At 66.7% G+C, this 20,094-nt stretch carries 15 protein-coding genes and 1 tRNA gene; 11 read left to right on the top strand and 5 right to left on the bottom strand.

Annotated features, from left to right (window positions below):
• Positions 1-733: 733 nt before the first annotated feature.
• The 5 genes from GRX31_RS06930 to GRX31_RS06910 all read left to right on the top strand — a co-directional run bounded on the left by GRX31_RS06930 (position 734) and on the right by GRX31_RS06910 (position 8,236).
• Positions 734-2,902, top strand: coding sequence for a TonB-dependent siderophore receptor (locus tag GRX31_RS06930; RefSeq protein WP_160852001.1), 2,169 nt, complete (start codon positions 734-736; stop codon positions 2,900-2,902).
• Between the two features lie 249 nt (positions 2,903-3,151).
• Positions 3,152-4,348, top strand: coding sequence for an imelysin family protein (locus GRX31_RS06925; protein ID WP_016447976.1), 1,197 nt, complete (start codon positions 3,152-3,154; stop codon positions 4,346-4,348).
• A 105-nt stretch (positions 4,349-4,453) separates the two neighbouring features.
• On the top strand, positions 4,454-5,965 hold the full coding sequence (locus GRX31_RS06920) for a di-heme oxidoreductase family protein (protein ID WP_160851999.1): 1,512 nt from the start codon (positions 4,454-4,456) through the stop codon (positions 5,963-5,965).
• Positions 5,965-7,050, top strand: a complete 1,086-nt coding sequence (locus tag GRX31_RS06915; protein WP_160851997.1) for an imelysin family protein — start codon at positions 5,965-5,967, stop codon at positions 7,048-7,050. Before GRX31_RS06920 ends, GRX31_RS06915 begins: the two co-directional genes overlap by 1 nt.
• Entirely contained in the window at positions 7,034-8,236 is a 1,203-nt protein-coding gene (locus GRX31_RS06910) for a DUF1513 domain-containing protein (RefSeq protein ID WP_160851996.1), read from the top strand. The genes GRX31_RS06915 and GRX31_RS06910 overlap by 17 nt, the downstream gene beginning before the upstream one ends.
• A 106-nt stretch (positions 8,237-8,342) precedes the next feature.
• Here GRX31_RS06910 and GRX31_RS06905 read toward each other — a convergent pair.
• The 5 genes from GRX31_RS06905 to GRX31_RS06885 all read right to left on the bottom strand — a co-directional run bounded on the left by GRX31_RS06905 (position 8,343) and on the right by GRX31_RS06885 (position 13,474).
• Positions 8,343-8,419, bottom strand: a tRNA-Met gene (locus tag GRX31_RS06905).
• Positions 8,420-8,548: 129 nt separating this feature from the next.
• The gene (locus tag GRX31_RS06900) at positions 8,549-9,328 is read right to left on the bottom strand and encodes an enoyl-CoA hydratase (protein WP_160851994.1); all 780 of its coding nucleotides are present in this window, start codon (positions 9,326-9,328) and stop codon (positions 8,549-8,551) included.
• Between the two features lie 95 nt (positions 9,329-9,423).
• On the bottom strand, positions 9,424-11,346 hold the full coding sequence (locus GRX31_RS06895) for a M61 family metallopeptidase (protein WP_074922763.1): 1,923 nt from the start codon (positions 11,344-11,346) through the stop codon (positions 9,424-9,426).
• Between the two features lie 121 nt (positions 11,347-11,467).
• The gene (locus GRX31_RS06890) at positions 11,468-12,184 is read right to left on the bottom strand and encodes a DsbC family protein (protein WP_016447970.1); all 717 of its coding nucleotides are present in this window, start codon (positions 12,182-12,184) and stop codon (positions 11,468-11,470) included.
• Between the two features lie 144 nt (positions 12,185-12,328).
• Positions 12,329-13,474, bottom strand: a complete 1,146-nt coding sequence (locus tag GRX31_RS06885; protein WP_026062153.1) for an FAD-dependent monooxygenase — start codon at positions 13,472-13,474, stop codon at positions 12,329-12,331.
• 175 nt (positions 13,475-13,649) lie between these two features.
• Between GRX31_RS06885 and GRX31_RS06880 the strand changes: the two genes are divergently transcribed.
• The 6 genes from GRX31_RS06880 to GRX31_RS06855 all read left to right on the top strand — a co-directional run bounded on the left by GRX31_RS06880 (position 13,650) and on the right by GRX31_RS06855 (position 19,992).
• Entirely contained in the window at positions 13,650-14,516 is an 867-nt protein-coding gene (locus GRX31_RS06880; RefSeq protein WP_034347768.1) for an MOSC domain-containing protein, read from the top strand.
• A gap of 69 nt (positions 14,517-14,585) precedes the next feature.
• A complete protein-coding gene (gene ychF / locus GRX31_RS06875) occupies positions 14,586-15,680 on the top strand; it encodes a redox-regulated ATPase YchF (protein WP_016447967.1) in 1,095 nt (364 codons plus the stop codon).
• Between the two features lie 157 nt (positions 15,681-15,837).
• Positions 15,838-16,380: a CbrC family protein gene (locus GRX31_RS06870; protein ID WP_160851990.1), complete on the top strand. Its 543-nt coding sequence runs from the start codon at positions 15,838-15,840 to the stop codon at positions 16,378-16,380.
• The gene (locus GRX31_RS06865) at positions 16,377-17,264 is read left to right on the top strand and encodes an SMI1/KNR4 family protein (protein ID WP_160851989.1); all 888 of its coding nucleotides are present in this window, start codon (positions 16,377-16,379) and stop codon (positions 17,262-17,264) included. The genes GRX31_RS06870 and GRX31_RS06865 overlap by 4 nt, the downstream gene beginning before the upstream one ends.
• A 430-nt stretch (positions 17,265-17,694) precedes the next feature.
• The gene (locus GRX31_RS06860) at positions 17,695-18,843 is read left to right on the top strand and encodes a PDDEXK nuclease domain-containing protein (RefSeq protein ID WP_160851987.1); all 1,149 of its coding nucleotides are present in this window, start codon (positions 17,695-17,697) and stop codon (positions 18,841-18,843) included.
• A 198-nt stretch (positions 18,844-19,041) separates the two neighbouring features.
• The gene (locus GRX31_RS06855) at positions 19,042-19,992 is read left to right on the top strand and encodes an NUDIX hydrolase (protein ID WP_013804059.1); all 951 of its coding nucleotides are present in this window, start codon (positions 19,042-19,044) and stop codon (positions 19,990-19,992) included.
• Positions 19,993-20,094 lie beyond the last annotated feature (102 nt).

Here is a 20,094-nt window from a genome sequence, read left to right as displayed (position 1 = left end):
AGCCGACGGCCGAGCCGGCCAGGGCCTTCCAGCTGTAGCCATTGACCTGGCTGGCATGGGCGCCGGCATGCGTGTCTGTGCTGGCGCCGGCAGCATTGGCTGCGAGCGCCCCGGAGGAAGTGGTGGTCACGTGAAGATCCTTGAAAGCCAGGACGGCGCGCGCTCTCGCTGGGGTGCGGCACCACGCAAAAACGCCTGCGCCGCCGGCTGAGCCGGCGTGCGGGCACGCTGCGCGTGTGCTGCATCCTGGGAAGGCGATGGGCACGGAAATCCTGGTGGGAAAACAAGCTGGGCGGCCGGCATGCCGGGGCATGGCAGAGGCTGCGCGCAAAGACAGAGCGCAAGGTGCAGCGCCAAAAGACCGCTTCTGCAAAAAGCGAAAGCCCTGAAATCGGCTGGGCGATCAGGGCTTGGAGGCTGCGGGCAGGCCCGGTGAAAAGGGCGCTCCCATGCGGGCGGGCGCAATGGTAAGGGAAGTGGCCGGACAAGGCAAGTAGGGCAGGCTTGCCAGACAGCTTCTACGGCATGGGCGGCTGGTACTGCCCGGCGGGCGCGGGACGGATTCGGGTGTTGCGCGGATGCAGCAGCCCCTGTGCTGTCGATGGCCCAGACAATTGAAGAAACGATAATGAGAACAAATCGCATTCGCTTTCTCTTCATGCCCTTCGACCCATCGGAGGGCATGGCGAGGAAGTTTTTTTATTGCCGTATTGCTGTTCTCCCGGAGCATTTCATGCCACTGCATCGCCTTCAACCCGGCCATCGCCCTGCGCCTCTTGCGCTGGCCATCTCCCTTGCCATCGGCGCCCTGTCCGCTCAGGCTCAGGCATTGCCGGACACGCAGAACCCGGCCACGCTGCCCACGGTCAACGTGATCTCCAACCAGTTGGGCGAGGTGACCGAAGGCTCGGGCTCCTATACGCCGGGCACCATTGCCACAGCCACGCGCATGGTGCTGACGCCGCGCGAGACGCCGCAGTCCATCAGCGTGGTCACACGTCAGAAGATGGATGACTTCAACCTCACATCCATCGACCAGGTGATGGAGCACACGCCCGGCATCAGCATCGTCACCTATGACAGCGAGCGCACCGAGTACTACGCCCGCGGCTTCGCCATCCAGAACTTCCAGTACGACGGCATTCCGATGATGCGCGACTCCGCGTACTCGGCCGGCAACACCCTCAGCGACATGGCGATCTATGACCGCGTCGAGGTGCTCAAGGGCGCAACCGGCCTGCTCACGGGCAGCGGCACTCCGGGCGCGACCATCAACCTGATCCGCAAGAAGCCCACGCGCGATTTCCGCGGGCATGCGTCCATCTCTGCGGGCAGCTGGAGCAACTACCGCACCGAGGTGGATGTGGGCGGCGCACTCAATGAAAGCGGCAGCGTGCGCGCGCGTGGCGTGGCGGCCTACCAGGACAAAGACTCGTTCATGGACCGCTATTCGCGCAAGACCGCGACGCTCTACGGCATTGTGGAAATGGACCTGACGCCACGCACTTTGCTGACGCTGGGCGGCGATGCGCAGAACAACCGTCCGGTCAACTCCACCTGGGGCGGCATTCCCCTGCTCAATGCCGATGGCCAATTCAATGACATGCCGCGCTCGCACAACAACGGCACGCGCTGGAGCCGTTGGGACCAGTACACGCGCACGGCCTTTGCCACGCTGGAGCACAGCTTCGGCAACGGCTGGGTGGCCAAGGCGCAGTTCAACCACCAGATCAACGGCTACAACGCCAACCTGGGCGCGGCGGCTGCGGGCTTCCCCAACCCGGCCGACGGCTCCGGCGTGTCGCTGTGGCGCGGCCAGTACATAGGCCGCACCACCAGCAATGCGCTCGATGCCTACGCCAGCGGGCCCTTCTCGCTGGGCGGGCGCGAGCACGAACTGGTGCTGGGCGCCAGCGTAGCAAGGCGCCACTGGAAGAACGATGGCTACTGGCAGCTGCCCGCCGACTATGTGTCCACGGTCAATGACTACTACCACTGGAATGGCGATTCGCGCCTGCCGGTGTGGGGCGCCTCACCCGACTACGTGAACAGCGAAGTGACCAAGGAGCAGGGCTTGTACACGGCGGCGCGCTGGAACCTGGCGGCCGACCTCAAGCTGATCACGGGCGGGCGCTGGTCCAACTATCGCAACCAGGTGCAGGGTCAGCGCGAGACCGGCGTTTTCGTGCCCTATGTGGGCGCGATCTACGACCTCAATGGCAACTATTCGGTCTACGCCAGCTACACCAGCATCTTCAGCCCGCAGTCCAAGCAAAACGAGAGCGGCAAGGCGCTGGACCCGCTGCGCGGCAACAACGCCGAGGTCGGCGTCAAGGCGGCCTTCATGGACGGCCGCCTCAATGCATCGGCGGCGCTGTTCCAGCTTCAGCAAGACAACTTCGGTATCGAGACCGGCGGCCTGACGCCCGGCGGCGCCACGGCCTACCGGGCCGTCGATGGCGTCAGGACGCGCGGCTTCGAGGCGGAGATATCCGGCCAGATCACGCCCGCCTGGCAACTGCAGGCCGGTTTCTCGCATGCCATTTCGCGCGACCAAGGCAAGCGCGTGGCCACGCTCACGCCCTCCAACCAGTTCAGCCTGCACACCAGCTACAGGCTGGACGGCCCGCTTTCCGGCCTGACGGTGGGCGGCGGCGCGCGCTGGCAGGACAAGACCTGGGGCGACATCTCCACGCCATCGGGCGGCACGGCCGTTCACACCGTCAAGGGCTACTGGCTGCTGGACATGATGGCGCGCTACGAGTTCAGCAAACAGCTGTCGGCCACCGTCAACGTGCGCAACCTGCTGGACAAGAAGTACTACACCATCTTCAGCTACTACAGCACCTACACCTGGGGCGAGCCGCGCTCGGTGAATGTCAGCCTGAACTACAAGTTCTGAGGCCGGGCCCGCGCTGCGCCAGCGCGGGGTCTTTGGCCCTGGCGCCAAGGGCGCCGTGCTAGGCTGGCGCCCGCTGCGGCCCGTGCGCCGCAAGCGCTCCCATTGCCGTCCGTTCACTGCCCGTTGGCCGCCCGGGTCCGTCTATGACCTTGCGGTGCAGTGCGGCGATATCTCGCAGGTTTTGCCAATAAAAACAATTCTCATTACAGTTTGGCATTCCGAGTTCTCCAACCTCCGATCCTTTCTGCCATGCATCCCATCCTGATTGCAGCCGCCCTCGCTTTGGGCGCGGCCGCCCCGATGAGCCAGGCCGCAGCCGCCGGCACCGTTCAACAGCCCGTGAAGAAGAACCTCTCCGTTGCAGAGGTGGTCAAGCATTACGGCACCCTGGTGCACGCCAATTACTCGGATTCCATCAGCTCGGCCAAGACCATGCAGAAAGCCATCGGGGCCTTTCTCGCATCACCCAGCGAACAGGGCCTGAACAATGCGCGCAAGGCCTGGCTGGATGCACGCGAGTACTACGGCCAGACCGAGGCCTTCCGTTTCTACGCGGGCCCCATCGACAACGATGAGGGCCCCGAAGGCCAGATCAACGCCTGGCCCATGGACGAGTCCTATGTGGACTATGTGGAAGGCAATCCCAACGCCGGCATCATCAACAACCGCAAGGAAGCCATCACCAAGAAGCGCCTGGCCGAACTCAACGAGCATGACGGCGAGGAGAACGTTTCCACCGGCTGGCACGCCATCGAGTTCATGCTCTGGGGCCAGGACCTGAATGACAAGGGACCGGGCGCGCGTCCCTACACCGACTTCGTCGATGGCAAGAAATCCAATGCCGACCGCCGCCGTGAGTACCTGAAGGTGGTGACCGAGTTGCTGATCGAGGATCTGCAGTCGGTGGCCGACCAGTGGAAGCCCGGCTCGGCCAAGAATTTCCGCGCCCAGTTCGAGAAAAAGCCCGACGACGCGCTGCGCCGCATCTTCGTGGGCCTGGGTTCGCTGTCGCGCGGCGAGCTGGCCGGCGAGCGCCTGGAAGTGGCCCTGGCCAGCCGCGACCAGGAAGACGAGCACTCCTGCTTCTCGGACAACACGCACCGCGATGCCGTGACCAATGCCCAGGGCATCCTCAACGTCTGGCAGGGCAGCTACAAGCGCCTGGACGGCAGCGAGCTGCAAGGCCCGGGCATCAGGGACTGGGTGGCCTCCAAGGACAGCGCGCTGGCCGACAGGACCACGCGCCAGATCACGCAGTCGGTGCAGGCGGCCCAGGCCATTCCCGCGCCGTTCGACCAGGCCATCCAGGGCGCGCGCGACTCGGCCTCGCGCGCCAAGATCCAGGCCACCATCGACAGCCTGGTCCAGCAGAGCAAGGACCTGGTGGAGGCGGCCAATGCCGTCGGCATCACCCAGCTCAACCTGGTGGACCCCAAGGCCAACTAAAAGAGCATTCACCCCAAGCGTCCAACCCCTCTCACGCCCATGCGCCAAGGCCGCCGCCCCCGAAAGGGTTCGGCGGCCCTGGCTTTTCCAGGGACGTCCCCACCCATGAATCTCTCCCCCTCGCTGCTGGTCGCTGCCTCCCTGGTCCTGATGGGCTGCTCGGCCCGACAGCAGGACACGGTGGCTGCCGCTCCAGCGCGCGCGCCAGCACCGCAGCCTGCTCCCGATCCAGCTCCCGATCCAGTTCTTTTGTTCGCGGCACCCGGCGAGCCCCTGCCCCCGGGCGGCCAGACCACGGTCCACGCCACGGGCCGCAACGCCTTCTCGCTGCCTGCCGCCAACCTGGACGATGCCGAGCGCACGCGCTTCGTCATCGGCAACTCCTTCTTCAAGCGCAACTGGGTGCAGGCGCCGGCCTCCACCACGGCGCGCGATGGCCTGGGCCCGCACTTCCTGGCGCGCTCCTGCGGCGGCTGCCATGTGCAGGATGGCCGCGCCCAGCCGCCCGACTTCCATAACCCGCTCAAGCCCCAGCCGTTCGCGGGCCTGCTCATGCGGCTGTCCATTCCGGGCGAAGGCCCGCACGGCAGCCCGGTGCCGGACCCGGTCTATGGCGACCAGTTCAACACCGAGGGCGTGCTGGGCGTCAAGGGCGAGGGCCAGCTTCGCATCCGCTATGAACAGGTGCATGGCCGCTTTGCCGACGGCACGGCCTACACGCTGGAAAAGCCGGTCTACGAGCTGGCTGCGCTCAACTACGGCCCCCTCGCTGCCAACCTGATGACCAGCCCGCGCATTGCGCCCCAGGTCATCGGCCTGGGCCTGCTGGAGCACATCCCGGAGTCCGAGATCCTGGCCAACGCTGCCGCCCAGGCGGCCCTGGGCGGCCCCATCAAGGGCCAGCCCAACTATGTCTGGGATGCCTACGGCGAACGCATGATGCTGGGCCGCTTCGGCTGGAAGGCCAACGTGGCCTCCATTGCCCACCAGACGGCTTCGGCCTTCCTGGGCGATATCGGCATCACATCGAAGCGTTTCCCGCACCAGACCTGCACGCCCGCGCAAAAGGACTGCCTGGCCGCGCCCAACGGCAACGGCGCCGAGGGCGTGGAGATCGAGGACCGCGTGCTGGACGACGTGATCTTCTACCAGGCCACGCTGGCGCCGCCTGCACGGCGCAACGCCAGCGACCCTGCCGTGCGCCGTGGCGAGGCACTGTTCCACCAGGCCCAGTGTGCGCAGTGCCACCGGCCTTCGTACAAGACCGGCGGGGCGCTGTTCCCCGCGCTGTCGCCGGCACTCAGCAGCAAGGGGTTATCGGGCCAGACCATTGCGCCCTACACCGACCTGCTGCTGCACGACATGGGCGAGGCCCTGGCCGATGGCCGGCCCGACTTCAAGGCCTCAGGCCGCCAGTGGCGCACGCCGCCGCTGTGGGGCATAGGCCTGCTGCCCGATGTCAACAACCACCAGCGCCTGCTGCACGACGGCCGCGCGCGCGGCGTGCTGGAAGCCATCCTCTGGCACGGCGGCGAGGCCGAAGCCGCGCGCGAACAGGTGCGCCAGTTCAGCGCCGAAGACCGTGAAGCCCTGGTCAAATTTGTGGAGTCCCTCTGATGCAAGACATGCGCATGACCCCTCGCCAAATCCTTTGTGCCGCCGCGCTGGCGCTGCTGGCCACCACCCCGGCCCAGGCCCAGGAAGTGGAGGCCAACATGGCCATCCCCTTCTACAACACGGCCCATGCCGTGCAGGGGCTGTATGGCCAATGGTTCTCGCCCCAGGCCAAGGCCGCGCAGGCATCCGCCCAGGCGCTGAGCCAGGCGCTGCGCGCGCACTGCGCAGCACCTGCGGGATCGGCTGCCGCCACGCTGCAGACGGCGCGCCAGGCCTATGTGCAATCGTCGCGGCAGTGGAGCAGCCTCTCGGCCGTGGCCCTGGGGCCGCTGGTGGAGCGCCGCTCGGCACGCCTGGTGGACTTCCGCCCCATGCGCCCGGCCCTGCTCAAGAAGGCCATACAGTCGGCCCCCGCCGATCTGGCCGCCATGGAGCGCATCGGCGCACCCGCCAAGGGATACCCGGCGCTCGAGAACCTGCTGTGGACCCAGCCCGTGGAGCCGCAGACGCCGGCCTGCGCCTATGCCACCCTGGTGTCCGAGGAAATCGGCGCCGAGATGGGCATCCTCCGCAGTGGCTTTGCCAAGCTTGCCGCCCAGGACTGGTCCGAGGACGGCGATGCCACCACCGAAGCCATGGCCGAGTTCATCAACCAGTGGGTCGGCGGCCTGGAGCGCCTGCGCTGGGCGGACATGGAAAAGCCCTTGCGCAGTGCGGGCAGTGCAGGCAGCAAGCCCCCCGCTTGGGAGCACCTGGCCAGCGGCAGCACCGTCGAGGTCTGGCGCGCGCACTGGCAGGGCCTGCGCACGCTGGCCGTGAGCGTGGACCGCAAGGTGCCCCGGCCCGGCGTGGACATCGTGCCCATCGAGTCCTACCTGCGCGGCCGTGGCCTCAACCCGCTGGCCGACCGCTGGCTCAAGGCCGTCAACGAGGCCGATGCCGGCATGCGCGCCCTGACCGAGCCGACCGCCAAGGCCGTCGATGCCGCCACCAAGCCGCTGTCGCGCCTCAAGCGCCTCATGGAAGGCGAGGTGGCGCCTGCGCTGGAAGTCAACATCGGGTTCTCGGATGCCGACGGGGATTGAGCAGGCGCTGAATCGCCGCCGCTGGCTGCAGGGCCTGGGTCTGCTGGCTGCCATGCCGCTGGCAACCTCCCATGCGGCCAGGCCGTCTGGACCGGCACGGTCGCTGGCTGCGGCCTGGATGCAGGGCGAGCAGATGCGTGTCGGCATCGTGCAGGCCAGTGCGGAGGTGGACAGGCCGCTGCAGGTGCTGCAGGCCCTGGATGTGCCCACGCGCGCCCATGGCATGGCCGCGCTGCGCGACGGCTCCGTGGTCTTTGCCAGCCGCCGCCCCGGCGACTGGCTGGTGCGTCTGAAGCCGGGACAGGCCGCCGAGGATGCGCAATGGCAGTGGATAGAGCCCGACCGCTTCTTCAACGGCCATGTCATCGAAAGCGCCGATGGCCGCCATCTCTACACCACCGAGACCGACCTGGAAGATGCCCAGGGCCTGATCGGCGTGCGCGATGCCATCACCTTGGAGAAGATCGCCGAATGGCGCACGGGCGGCATGGACCCGCACCAGCTGCTGCTGGACGCCGACGGCACGCTCATGGTCGCCAACGGCGGCATTCCCACGCAGTCCGAGACCGGCCGGCGCAAGCTGCAGCTGGACCACATGGACTCGTCCATCGCGCGGCTGTTGCCGGCAGAAGGCGGCGCCCGTGCCGGCCTGTGGAAGCTGGACGACAGCCGCCTGAGCCTGCGCCACCTGGCCTGGGGTCCGCAGGTCGCCCACGCGCCCGCGCGCCGCTGGCTGGGCATTGCGCTGCAGGCCGAGCACCGCGACACCGAAGCGCGCGCCGCCGCGCCCGTGCTGGCCCTGTTCGATGGCCACCGTTTGCATGCCGTGCCCCTGCCCGAAGGGCACGAGCCCCTGGCCGGCTATGGCGGCGACATCGGTTGCGACGGCCAGCTCTTCGCCGTCAGTTGCCCGCGCGTGAACACCGTCACCTGGTGGCAGGTGCCCGGCAACGGCCAGGCCAGCGGACGCTGGCTGCGTGGCGATGCCATGCCAGGCGTGTACTGCGTGGCCAACGCAAGCGTCTCGCTCGATGCCAACGGCCGGCCCCTGCCTGCCGAGCCTGCGCTGTGGATGGGCGGTGCGCGCCAGGCCCAGCTGCGACAACGCGGCCAGGTGTTGCGCACGGTGGCGGTGCCTGGAATGGCGCTGGACAACCACTGGATTGAGCTGAAGAGCCGCCGCTAGCAGCCGGGGGAGGGCGGCGAGCAGGGTGCGCTCCCGGCGTGCCCGCGCTCTGTTCGTCGGGCAAGAAAAAAGGGTCTACGCTTGCACGTAGACCCTTTTCTTTGTTTGGTGGCGCTTCACGGACTCGAACCGCGGACCTGTGGATTATGATTCCATCGCTCTAACCGACTGAGCTAAAGCGCCGTAAGACCTAAATTATATGCAGAATTTTTGGTCGATCCGGGAAGTTGTGCAAATTTCTCGAAATTTCTTTGCGAGAGGCCTGCAGTGCCTTGCCGGAAGACGCGCATTGTAGCGCGACTTTCAGCCCGCTCAGAGATGCTTGAAGCTGGCGGGACGCTTGTTGACGAAGGCATCCATGCCTTCCTTCTGGTCATGCGTGGCGAACAGCGCGTGGAACAGGCGGCGCTCGAACATGACGCCGTCGGCCAGCGAGCCCTCGAAGGCGCGGTTCACCGATTCCTTGGCCGCCATGACGGCGATCTGCGAGAAGCCGCTGATGATGATGGCGGCGCCCAGGGCTTCGTCCATGAGCTTGTCGAAGGGCACGACGCGGCTGACCAGACCGGCGCGCTCGGCCTCGGTGGCGTCCATCATGCGGGCTGTGAGGGCCATGTCCATGGCCTTGGACTTGCCCACGGCACGTGGCAGGCGCTGCGTGCCGCCGGCGCCGGGGATGACGCCCAGCTTGATTTCCGGCTGGCCGAACTTCGCATTGTCGGCGGCGATGATGAAGTCGCACATCATGGCCAGCTCGCAGCCGCCGCCCAGTGCGAAGCCGCTGACGGCGGCGATCACGGGCTTGCGGATGCTGCGGATGGTCTCCCAGTTGCGCGTGATGTAGTCGCCCTTGTAGGCGTCGGCAAAGCTGTACTTGGCCATGGCGCCGATGTCGGCGCCAGCCGCAAAGGCTTTCTCGCTGCCGGTGATGATCATGCAGCCGATGGCCTCGTCGGCATCGAAGGCCTGCAGGGCCTGGCCCAGCTCGTTCATGAGCTGGTCGTTGAGCGCGTTGAGCTGCTTGGGGCGGTTGAGCGTGATGATGCCGACCTTGTCGGCTTCGACGCGAACTTCAATCATTTCGTAGGCCAAGGGAGTCTCCTGCTGGGGTTGTCGTCGTGATGCTCAAGAATAACCGGCCAGGGGCGCGGGTGCGCGTGTGTGCATGTGCGCGCCTGCACCGCGTTTCACGGCGTGCCGGGAGCCTGCGGGCTGTCGGCGCGGCCGCCCAGCCAGCGTCCCACGGCCTCTTCGTCGGTGATTTCCAGGGCGAGGTTGTTGGGAGACGGGGGCTGTGTAGCGCTGGAGATGGCAGCTTTTGCATCGCCGTTGTCCGTTTTCTCGACCATGGCGGCCTCGCTCAGCAGGGCCGAGCCCCAGGGCAGGGTGAAGGCCAGGATCTGGCGGTCGCGGGCCACCCAGGCCACGATCTCCAGCGCCGTGCCTGCGTACAGCGCCACATCGTCCAGGCGGGTGATGCGCCAGCGTGCGGGCTGTGCATCCTCGGCCCCGGTGGGCAGCTCGATGGCCAGCCATTCGTCGCCGGCCATGAAGCCTGCGCGCTCGGCCAGGCTGCCGCGCAGCACGGTCTTGACGGTGATGCCCTGGCTTTCCTGTACGCGCAGGCCCAGCCGCTGGGCAGTCTGCGCCGGTTCGGCCTTGGCCTGCACGCCCTGGGCGGCCAGCAGCTCGGCCAGCGGCAGGTCGTCGGTGCCGTGCACCCATTGCGTGATCTCGGGGGCGAAGCTGCGCCCGCCCAGCTCCTGCAGCACGGCCAGCACATCGGCCTCGCGCATGGGGCCGCCCTGGCAGCGCTGCCACAGCGCGCGCATCACGTCGTCCAGCGTGCTGCGGCCTTCGCGGCGCAGTTGCAGGTCCAGGGCCAGCGCGACCAGGCAGCCCTTGGTGTAGTAGCTGACGGTCTGGTTGGGCGTGTTCTCGTCCTGGCGGTAGTACTTGACCCAGGCGTCATAGCTGGCCTGGGCCACGGACTGCAGGCGGCGGCCCGGTGTCTGCAGCACCTGGTTGATGGTGCGCGTGACCAGCTTGAGGTACTGGGCGTTGTCGATCAGGCCGGCGCGGCGCAGCAGCAGGTCGTCGTAGTAGCTGGTGAAGCCTTCGAAGAACCACAGCAGCTCGGTGTAGTTCTCCTGCCCGTAGTCGTAGCGTGCGAATTCTGCGGGGCGCAGGCGCTTGACGTTCCAGGTGTGGAAGTACTCGTGGCTGATCAGGCCGAGCAAGGTGGTGTAGCCCTCGGCGGCCTTGCGCTCGCCCACGCGCGGCAGGTCGCGCCGGCCGCAGATCAGGGCCGTGGAATTGCGGTGCTCCAGGCCCCCATAGCCGTCATCGACCACGTTGAGCATGAACACGTAGCGCTGCATGGGCGCGGGCGTGGCCTGCTCGCCCGTACCGTGCCAGAAGGCCAGCACGGTCTCGCAGATCCTGCGTGCATCGGCAATCAGGCGCGCGCCGTCGAAGCTGGGCGCGGCGCCCGCCACGATGAAGCTGTGCGGCACGCCCGCGGCCACGAAGTCGCCACGCCAGAAGCTGCCCATCTCCACGGGGCAGTCCACCAGTTCGTCGTAGTGGGCAGCGCGGTACAGGCCCCAGCCGCGCGCATCGGCGTCCACGGCGTCCAGGCCGGTGGCCACCTGCCACGATGCCGTGGCGTCCGATGCAAGCAGCTGCAGCGTATGCGGCGTGTCTTCCTGGCCGTGCACGCGCAGGCACAGGCTGGTGCCGTTGAAGAAGCCGCGGCGGCGGTCCAGCCAGGCCGTGCGCACCGAGCTGTCGTAGGCGCAGAACTGGTAGCTGAGCACCAGCGGCACGCCGGCTGCGCAGTCGGCCTGCCAGAGGTTCTTGCCCTGCTGGGCCAGCGCGACGGGACGGCCGTCCTGCTCGGCAGACAGGTCCTGGAGGTTCTTGGAGAACTCCCGCACCAGATAGCTGCCGGGAATCCAGACCGGCAGCGACAGGGTCTGGCCGGCGGCCGGGCGGGCGATGTGCAGCTGCACGCTGAACAGGTGCGCGTCCACATCAAGGGCCTGCACGCGGTAGTGGATGTCCGCTGCGGCAGTGGCAGCGGCGGTGGCGGCGAGGGGAGAGGTCATTCGGGCTCCTGCAGGTGTGGCCTGGAGGCTGCCCGGGCCCGCTGCGGCGGGCTGGAGCCGGGAAGCTCCGGCCAAGGGGAATCAGAGGGGCGGGCCCGGCATCGGGCCCGCGAGGCGGCGATCAGCGCGCGGCTGCGGCTGCGGCCAGGTTCTTCTCGACTTCCTGGGCGCTGATGGCGCCAGGCACTCGGGTGTTGTTGGTGAAGATGACGGTGGGCGTTCCCGTGATCTTGTACTTGCGGCCGAAGGCCAGGTTGCGCTGCACGGCCGAGGTGTCGCACTGGGCGGCGGCCGGCACCTTGTCGCGCAGCATGTGGTCGGCCCATGCACCGGCCTGGTCCTTGGCGCACCAGATGTTGCGCGATTTCTCGGCCGAATCGGGGCTCAGGATGGGGTACAGGAACAGGTAGATGGTGACGTTGTCCACGTTCTGCAGGTCGCGTTCGAAGCGCTTGCAGTAGCCGCAGTTGGGGTCCTCGAACACGGCCATCTTGCGTTCGCCCTTGCCGTGGACGATGGTCACGGCGTCCTTGAGCGGCAACTGCTTGAAGTCCACCGCCGTCAGCTGGTTCATGCGGTCTTCGGTGAGGTTGCGGCGTGCCTTGGTGTCGATCAGCTCGCCCTGGATCAGGTAGTTGCCCTTGGCGTCCGTGTAGAACAGATCCGTGCCGATGCGCACCTCGAACAGGCCGGACATGGGCGTGGGGCGGATTTCGTCGATCTTTTCCAGCTGGGGAATGCGCTCGGTCAGCGTCTTGCGCAGGTTGGCGTCCTGGGCGTGAACACCGAGGCTCCAGGTCAGGCTGGCAGCCGTCAGCAGGCAGGCGAAGAGTTTCATGGCAATGCGGAGGTGGGCGGGGCCGCGTTCAGGCCGGCCGCGCCGTGGTTGAGGGGGGAGTGCGCAGCGCAGTGCGCCACGGAGCACGGGTACGAGTCGCAAATCGGCAAAGGGTTCAACGGCAAGCATTCCTGCATGCCGGGCTCAGGCGCCGCTGCGCGGGTCCAGGCCCATGGCCTGGCGCGCCATCCAGTCCTTGAGCGGGCCGAAGCGCTCGAAGCCCTTCATGCCCCAGTTGCGCAGCATCTGCACCGGCACCTCCGGTCGGCTGAACAGCTGCTGCAGCCCGTCCATGGCCAGGCCCATGGGCGCCAGCGCGGCCTTGCGCTCGCGTTCGTAGCGGCGCAACAGGCGCAGATCGCCCGTGCTGCGCCAGTAGCCGCGCTCCTGCAGCACGCGGGCCAGGGCCTGCACATCGCCCAGGCCCAGGTTCAGGCCCTGGCCTGCCAGCGGGTGCACGTTGTGGGCCGCGTCGCCCACCAGCACCCAGCTGCGGGCCGAACGTGCATCGCCGTCAGGCATGGAGCCGCACCAGTGGTCGGCCACGGCCTGCTGCAGCGGCCAGGCCATGCGCGGTGCGCTCAGCTCCAGCCGGCCCAGTGCGCCCTGGCTGATGGCTTCCAGCCGCGCCGTGAAATCCTGCGTGTCGGCGGCCAGCCAGCCATCGGCCAGCTCGCGGGCGATGGACCAGACCACGGCCACGCTGTGGCCTTGGGGACCTTCCAGCGGAAGCAGGGCCAGGATGCCTTCGGGCGTGAACCACTGGCGCGCCACCTGGCCGTGCGGCAGCTCGCAGTGCAGCCGGGTGGCGATGGCGTGCTGTGCATAGGGCGTGACGGCGAAGTCCACGCCGAATTCGCTGCGCGTGCGGCTGGCACGGCCTTCGCAGATGGCCGTCAGCGGCGCGGCCACGGGCTGGTGCACCACCTCGACCATGGGCTGGTAGCGCACGGCCTCGGCCAGGCGCTGCTCCAGCGCGGGCACATCGACGATCCAGGTCAGGGCGTCGACGTCCTGGCGGGCAGCGTCGAACAGCACATGGCCGTCCAGGTCGCCAAAGACTTCCATCTGCGTCACGGGCGTGGCGTGCTCGTCGTCCGGCCAGCAGCGCAGGCTGTCCAGCAGGCCGCGTGCGCTGGCATTGAGCGCGTAGGCGCGCACATCGGGCGCGTTGCCGGTGGGAGCGGCCACCACCAGGGCCACGCGCAGCCGTTCCCGGGCCAGCAGGAGAGCCAGGGTCCGGCCTGCGATGCCGGCCCCGCGTATACATACATCAAAGGTTTGCGCCATGGCCGGCATTGTAGGAGTCCGGGCCATGCCGGGGATTCCAACTGGCGCAAACTCCGGCTTTGGCGTGATGTGCCGCAGCCTGCGTCGCCATCTGGCATATTGCCGCCCATCGCATGGCGCCATTCGCGCCATGGATGGCATACACACTCCAGATTTCCCCAAAAAGAGCTATCCGATGTTTGACCAAGAAAGAGACGTGCAGGGCCGCATTGCCCAGTTGTGGGTATATCCCGTCAAATCCTGCGCGGGCATCGCGCTGCAAAGCAGCGGCGTCGGCGCCACGGGCCTGGCCTGGGACCGCCATTGGATGGTGGTTGATGCCAACGGCGAATTCCTGACCCAGCGCGACCATCCGCGCATGGCCTGGATACGCCCCGAGCTGGAGGCCGGCCACCTGGTCCTGCATTTCCCCCAGCTCCCGCCCCTGCGCATCCCGCTGCAGGCCACGGGCCCGGTGCGCCAGGCGCGCGTCTGGTCGGATGGGGTCCAGGCCTGGGACATGGGGCCGGAGGCAGCGCGCTGGCTGACCCAGGCCCTGGGCGCGGATTGCGCCCTGGTGCGTTTCGACCCGGCCGCGCCGCGCCGCACCAGCGAGCGCTGGACAGGCGGCGAGGCCGCGCCCGTGCACTTTGCGGACGGCTACCCGTTGCTGGTGCTGAGCCAGGCGGCCGTGGATGAGCTCAACCAGCGCCTGCAGGCCGCCGGCCAGCCCGCCGTCGATGCCCGCCGCTTCCGACCGAACATCGTGATCGAGGGCCTCGAGGCCCACGACGAGGACCGGGTCGACGGGTTCGACGTGCTCGATGCCCGGGGCCTGCGGCTGCGCATGGCCAAGCCCTGCACACGCTGCCCCATTCCCGACATCGACCCCGTCACGGCCGTGCAGGGCACCGCCGTGGGTGATGCCATCCGTGCCTACCGCCAGGACGACCGTGTCGATGGTGCCATCACCTTCGGCATGAATGCCGTGCTGGAAGGCCTGCACGACGGGGCTGAACTGGCTGTTGGCCAGTCCGTGGCCGGCGACTGGCAGTTCGCCTGAAACGACAGGAAATGCCCGGTTGACTAAAATACGGGGTTTGTCCCCAGAATCCCTGTAGAAAGCCCTGCCATGAGCCTCAAATGCGGCATCGTGGGCCTGCCCAATGTGGGCAAGTCCACTCTCTTCAACGCGCTGACGAAGGCCGGCATCGCCGCCGAGAACTATCCCTTCTGCACCATCGAGCCGAACACCGGCGTGGTGGAAGTGCCCGATCCGCGCCTGCAGAAGCTGGCCGACATCATCACGCCCGAGCGCATCGTCCCGGCCATCGTCGAATTCGTGGACATCGCCGGCCTGGTGGCTGGCGCCTCCAAGGGTGAAGGCCTGGGCAACCAGTTCCTGGCCCACATCCGCGAGACCGACGCCATCGTCAACGTGGTGCGCTGCTTCGAAGACCCGAACGTCATCCACGTGGCCAACAAGGTGGACCCCATCGCCGACATCGAGGTCATCCAGACCGAGCTGTGCCTGGCCGACCTGGCCACCGTCGAGAAGGCGCTGAACCGCTACAGCAAGGCCGCCAAGTCGGGCAACGACAAGGAAGCCGCCAAGCTGGTGGCGCTGCTGACCCCCATCCAGGCTGCCCTGGACCAGGGCAAGCCCGCACGCACGGTTCCCGTCTCCAAGGAAGACGCGCCCCTGCTCAAGCAGTTCTGCCTGATCACCGCCAAGCCCGCCATGTTCGTGGGCAACGTCAGCGAAGACGGCTTCGAGAACAACCCGCTGCTCGACAGCCTCAAGGCCTATGCGGAGGCGCAGGGCGCTCCCGTCGTGGCCATCTGCGCCAAGATCGAAGCCGAAATGGCCGAGATGAGCGACGAGGACCGCGACATGTTCCTGCAGGAACTGGGCCTGGAAGAACCCGGCCTGAACCGCCTGATCCGCGCCGGCTTCGGCCTGCTGGGCCTGCAGACCTACTTCACGGCCGGCGTCAAGGAAGTGCGCGCCTGGACCATCAAGGTCGGCGACACCGCCCCCCAGGCCGCAGGCGTCATCCACGGCGACTTCGAGCGCGGCTTCATCCGCGCCCAGACCATCGCCTTCGACGACTTCATCGCCTTCAAGGGCGAGCAAGGCGCCAAGGACGCGGGCAAGATGCGCGCCGAAGGCAAGGAATATGTCGTCAAGGATGGCGACGTGATGAACTTCCTGTTCAACGTCTGAGGCGGCACATGCTGCAGCGGGGCTGCTAAAGCAGCTCCCGCGCTTCTCGGAAAAACCGCGCTTTGCGCGGTTTTTTCTTGCCAGGAACGTTTCATTTCCACGCGCTGAGCCGCCATGGACAATGGCGCCTTTCCATTGGGGAAAGAGAGACCTTGAAATGGACCGCCCGCATTTCAGATTCCATCCCGGTGCCTACGAAGCCGTCTTCGAGCAGGAAGAGGGTGTGTGCTCCTGCTGCGGACAAAACCGCAGCCTCAAGTACGAAGGCCCTTTCTACAGCCAGCAAAGCCCCGACTACCTGTGTCCCTGGTGCATTGCCAGCGGGCAGGCTTGCGAGACATACGACGGCGAACTTGTGGGATACACCGATATCGAAGGCGTGTCGCCTGATCCGGCAGACCCGGAGCCCGCCATCGCCAGGGAGCTGCTGCTGGAAGTAGCGCTGCGCACGCCCGGCTACAGGGCCTGGCAGCAGCCCGTGTGGCTCACGCACTGCAACGAGCCCTGCGTCTTCCTGGGTCACGCCGACAGGCAGGCCGTCGAGCCTTTCCTCGCTGAAGTCCTGCCCGACATCGAAGGCATCTACAAAAAGGATGCCCAGTGGATGCTGGAGCGGATGTCCAAGGGCGGCATGATTTCAGGCTGCCTTTTCCGGTGCGTGCGTTGCGGCGAGCATAGGCTGCATATGGATGTGGGATGAACCCGATGATCGACTACGAAACGCTCTCCACCCAGACCGGCATTGCCTTGCCGCCACTGTTGAAGGAATTTCTGGCATCGGGAAAGACCCACTACGGCCCGGATTGGGCTGATACCTGGCGCCAGCGCTGCCTGCAGGACCCGCCCTTGTTCATGAGCTGGCAGGACTTCGAATGGATAGACGCCGAAGCCAGCCGGGAAATCATCGAGGGCTGGCTCAATCCTTCCGCGCAGAACGGCAGGCGCTTTTTGCCATTCGCCCAGTCGGGCGCCGGCGATGCCTGGTGCCTGACGCCGCTGGACACGCATGGCGTGGGCGTGGCGCTGGTGTTGCACGATGACGAGGCCAGCAGCGTTGCCCATGCCTGCTTCGATGACTTTGTCGGTGCGGGATTTCTGCAGGCCTTTGCGGACCTGAGCGATCAGCTGGATGAATTGTCGGAGCCGGAGGCTTTGCAATTGTTGCGGGCCGATGTCGCACAGACCACGCGCTTCATGACGCAGGAGTTGGGAGGCTATCTGCAGGATTTCTGCCGGCGTCCCTTGGAGATCAGGCCTTGGCGCGACGGGCCCCGGGCGCGTGTTCGCCAGGTGGCTTCATTGATTTCACAGGATGAACTGGCGGCCGAACTGGACAGGCTGCCCGCCGTGGACCTTTCCTTTCCCGTCGTGGCGCGCTGGGAAGTGCGTTCATCGGACGAGGGCAGCACGCAGCCCGGCCTGGTGCCAGAGCCCGCAAAGATCGACTGGCGCACCCTTGCCGCCGATCCCCTGCAGAAGATGGCGGCCATCAGGGCCTGCCAGAGCGAGCATGGCTGCAGCCTGGGACAGGCCAAGGCCATGGTGGACCAGCACCTCGGCGGCCGTGTGAACGCGCACGCCTGACCGTGGGCAGACCGGCGCCTTCAACCCACCATAGTCATCCATCCCGCCAACCGACCGCCTCCACCCTCCAGTTCCGCAGCCCCTCCCATCCGTGCCGAACTCTTCTTCGGGAATGCAAGGCAGATGCTCCGGGGGGGGCTGGACATTGAGCTTCCGATCGTGCTGGATTGCTTGGCAGAGGCCCAGGCTGTTTCGGAGCGAGCGCCGTAAGATGACCCGTCGTCACCCGACAGGGTGAAAAGACAGGCCCGAGCAAGGTAACGCCAGCAAGAAAGGAATCACGTCCTATGGATAAGCAGGCGCTTGGCGAACGCGATATCTGTACCAAGCTCATCACGCAGGCTATGGAAAAGGCTGGATGTGACGCCCGGACCGAGGTGCGCGAAGAATTCTCTCCGGCCGCACTCAGGGCCACCAGCGGGGGCGCAGTATGAGCACCCACCTGCCCGCCGACTATCCGGCGCTGCTGGCCGATATCAAGCAGCGTGTCCGCCATGCCCAGACGCGGGCCATGCTGGCGGTCAATGCCGAATTGATCCGCCTGTATTGGGATATCGGGGCACTGATCGACCAGCGCCAGAAACGGGAAGGCTGGGGTGCCGCAGTCATCCCTCGGCTGGCCAAGGATCTGCACAACGAACTGCCGGAGGAAAAAGGTTTTTCCGAGCGCAACATCAAGCGCATGCTGGCTTTTTATCGCGAGTATCCCTCTCTGGCTGCCACAGCCGGGAGCACAGAGAAAGTGCCACAGGCCGTGGCACAACTTGCCCCCGGCGAAAAAGTGCCACAGGCTGTGGCACAAAGCCGCCAGGCGCCGGGGGGGGCGGCAGATGGCGCACAGGTGTTTGCTGCTGATGTTCTGCTGTCCCTGCCGTGGGGCCACCATGCCGAACTGATCGCCAAGGTCAAGGAGCCGGGCGCACGCCATTGGTACATGTGCGCAGCCATCGAAAACGGTTGGAGCCGCAGTGTCCTGCTGATGCAGATCGAGACAGCCGCGCACCTGCGACAAGGCAGAGCTGCCAGCAACTTCGCCTTGCGCCTGCCTCCGCCGGATTCCGACCTGGTACAGCAAACGCTCAAGGACCCTTACCTGTTCGACTTCCTGACGCTGGAATCAGGTTTCCATGAGCGTGAGTTGGAAACCGGTCTGATCACCCATCTGGAAAAATTTCTCCTGGAGCTGGGCCAGGGCTTCGCCTTTGTGGGGCGCCAATACCACCTGGACCTTGCCGGAGACGATTTCTACATAGACCTGCTGTTCTACCATCTCAAGCTGCGTTGCTACGTGGTCATCGACCTCAAGCGGGGCGATTTCAAGCCTGAATACGCGGGCAAGATGAACTTCTACTGCAACGTTGTGGACGACAGGTTGCGACACGCAACCGACCAACCCACCATCGGTTTGATCCTGTGCCAGAAACCCAATCACGTGCTGGCCGAGTATGCGCTGCGCGGCGTGGACAAGCCCATCGGCGTTTCCGGTTTCGAGCTCACCCGTGCCTTGCCGGAAACCCTGCAAAGCAGCCTGCCCAGCATCGAACAGATCGAGCGCGAGCTGGGAGGCGGGCATGAATGAGCACACCGCCGAACTGCTGGAAAAGTACCTGCGACAGCTCGAACGCCGCGGGTAGTCATGCGATAGAAAAACACGCCAGCGCTCAACAGGTTGAATTTCACCGTCCGATGGCCCGTGGCGGTCTGCTGTGCCGGGCTCGAAGCCGCCCCTGCAACCCACCATAATCACCCATCCCGCCAACCGACCTCCCTCACCTTCGTGCCCCACCCCACCAGTCCCGCAGCCTCTCCCATCCATGCCGAACTCGTTGCCGTGCTGGCGGCGGTGACCCAGGGCACACCGCGCGTGCTGACCACGGCGGACGGGCAGTTGCTGCCGGCGGGGCCGTTCGAGGTGGGGCACCGTTCGCTGCAGGCCGGCCTGCGCGCCTGGGTGGAGGAGCAGACCCATCACCCGCTGGGCTACATGGAGCAGCTCTACACCTTTGCCGATGGCGACCGCACCGATGCCAGCGGCGCGCGCGTGATCTCGGTCAGCTACCTGGGGCTGACGCGCGAGTCTGCCGACCGCAGCGCGGGGCAGGCCGTCTGGCAGGACTGGTACCGCTACTTTCCCTGGGAAGACTGGCGCGGCGGCGAGCCGGCCCTGCTGCGCTCGCACATCGCTCCGCGCCTGCATGCCTGGATGGCCGAGGCGCGCGGCGCCCAGCGTGCGCTGCGGCGCCAGCGCGCGGACATTGCCTTCGGCCTGGACGGCGGGCCCTGGAACGAGGACATGGTGCTGCAGCGCTACGAGTTGCTGTACGAGGCCGGACTGGTGCAGGAGGCGGCCCACCGCGTCCATGGCGCGGCCGCCATGCTGCCTGGCGAGGCCATGCACCACGACCACCGCCGCATCCTGGCCACGGGCATGGCGCGGCTGCGCGCCAAGATCAAGTACCGGCCCGTGGTGTTCGAGCTGATGCCACCCGAGTTCACGCTGCTGCAGCTGCAGCAGACGGTGGAGGCCCTGGCCGGGCGCGGGCTGCACAAGCAGAACTTCCGCCGCCTGATCGAGCAGCAGGATCTGGTCGAGGAGACCGGCCAGCTCACGGTGGGCTCGGCGGGCCGGCCGGCCAAGCTGTTCCGCTTTCGCAGCGATGTGCTGCTGGAGCGGGCCATCTCCGGCAGCAAGCTGCCGCTGGCCAAGGGCATCGACGGTTCCCCCTGAGCTGCACGGCACTTGCCCGATTGTGACAATGGCTTGACAGCACTTATGCTCGTATCTAGCATAAGTTCCTCGCTCAAGCCCGCAAGGCCGCGCGCCACATTT

This window comes from Delftia sp. CH05, from assembly GCF_009827015.1.
Lineage (GTDB): Bacteria > Pseudomonadota > Gammaproteobacteria > Burkholderiales > Burkholderiaceae_C > Comamonas > Comamonas tsuruhatensis.
The sequence above is the reverse complement of the archived record's forward strand: the minus strand, read 5'-3'. Positions and strand labels throughout refer to the sequence as shown.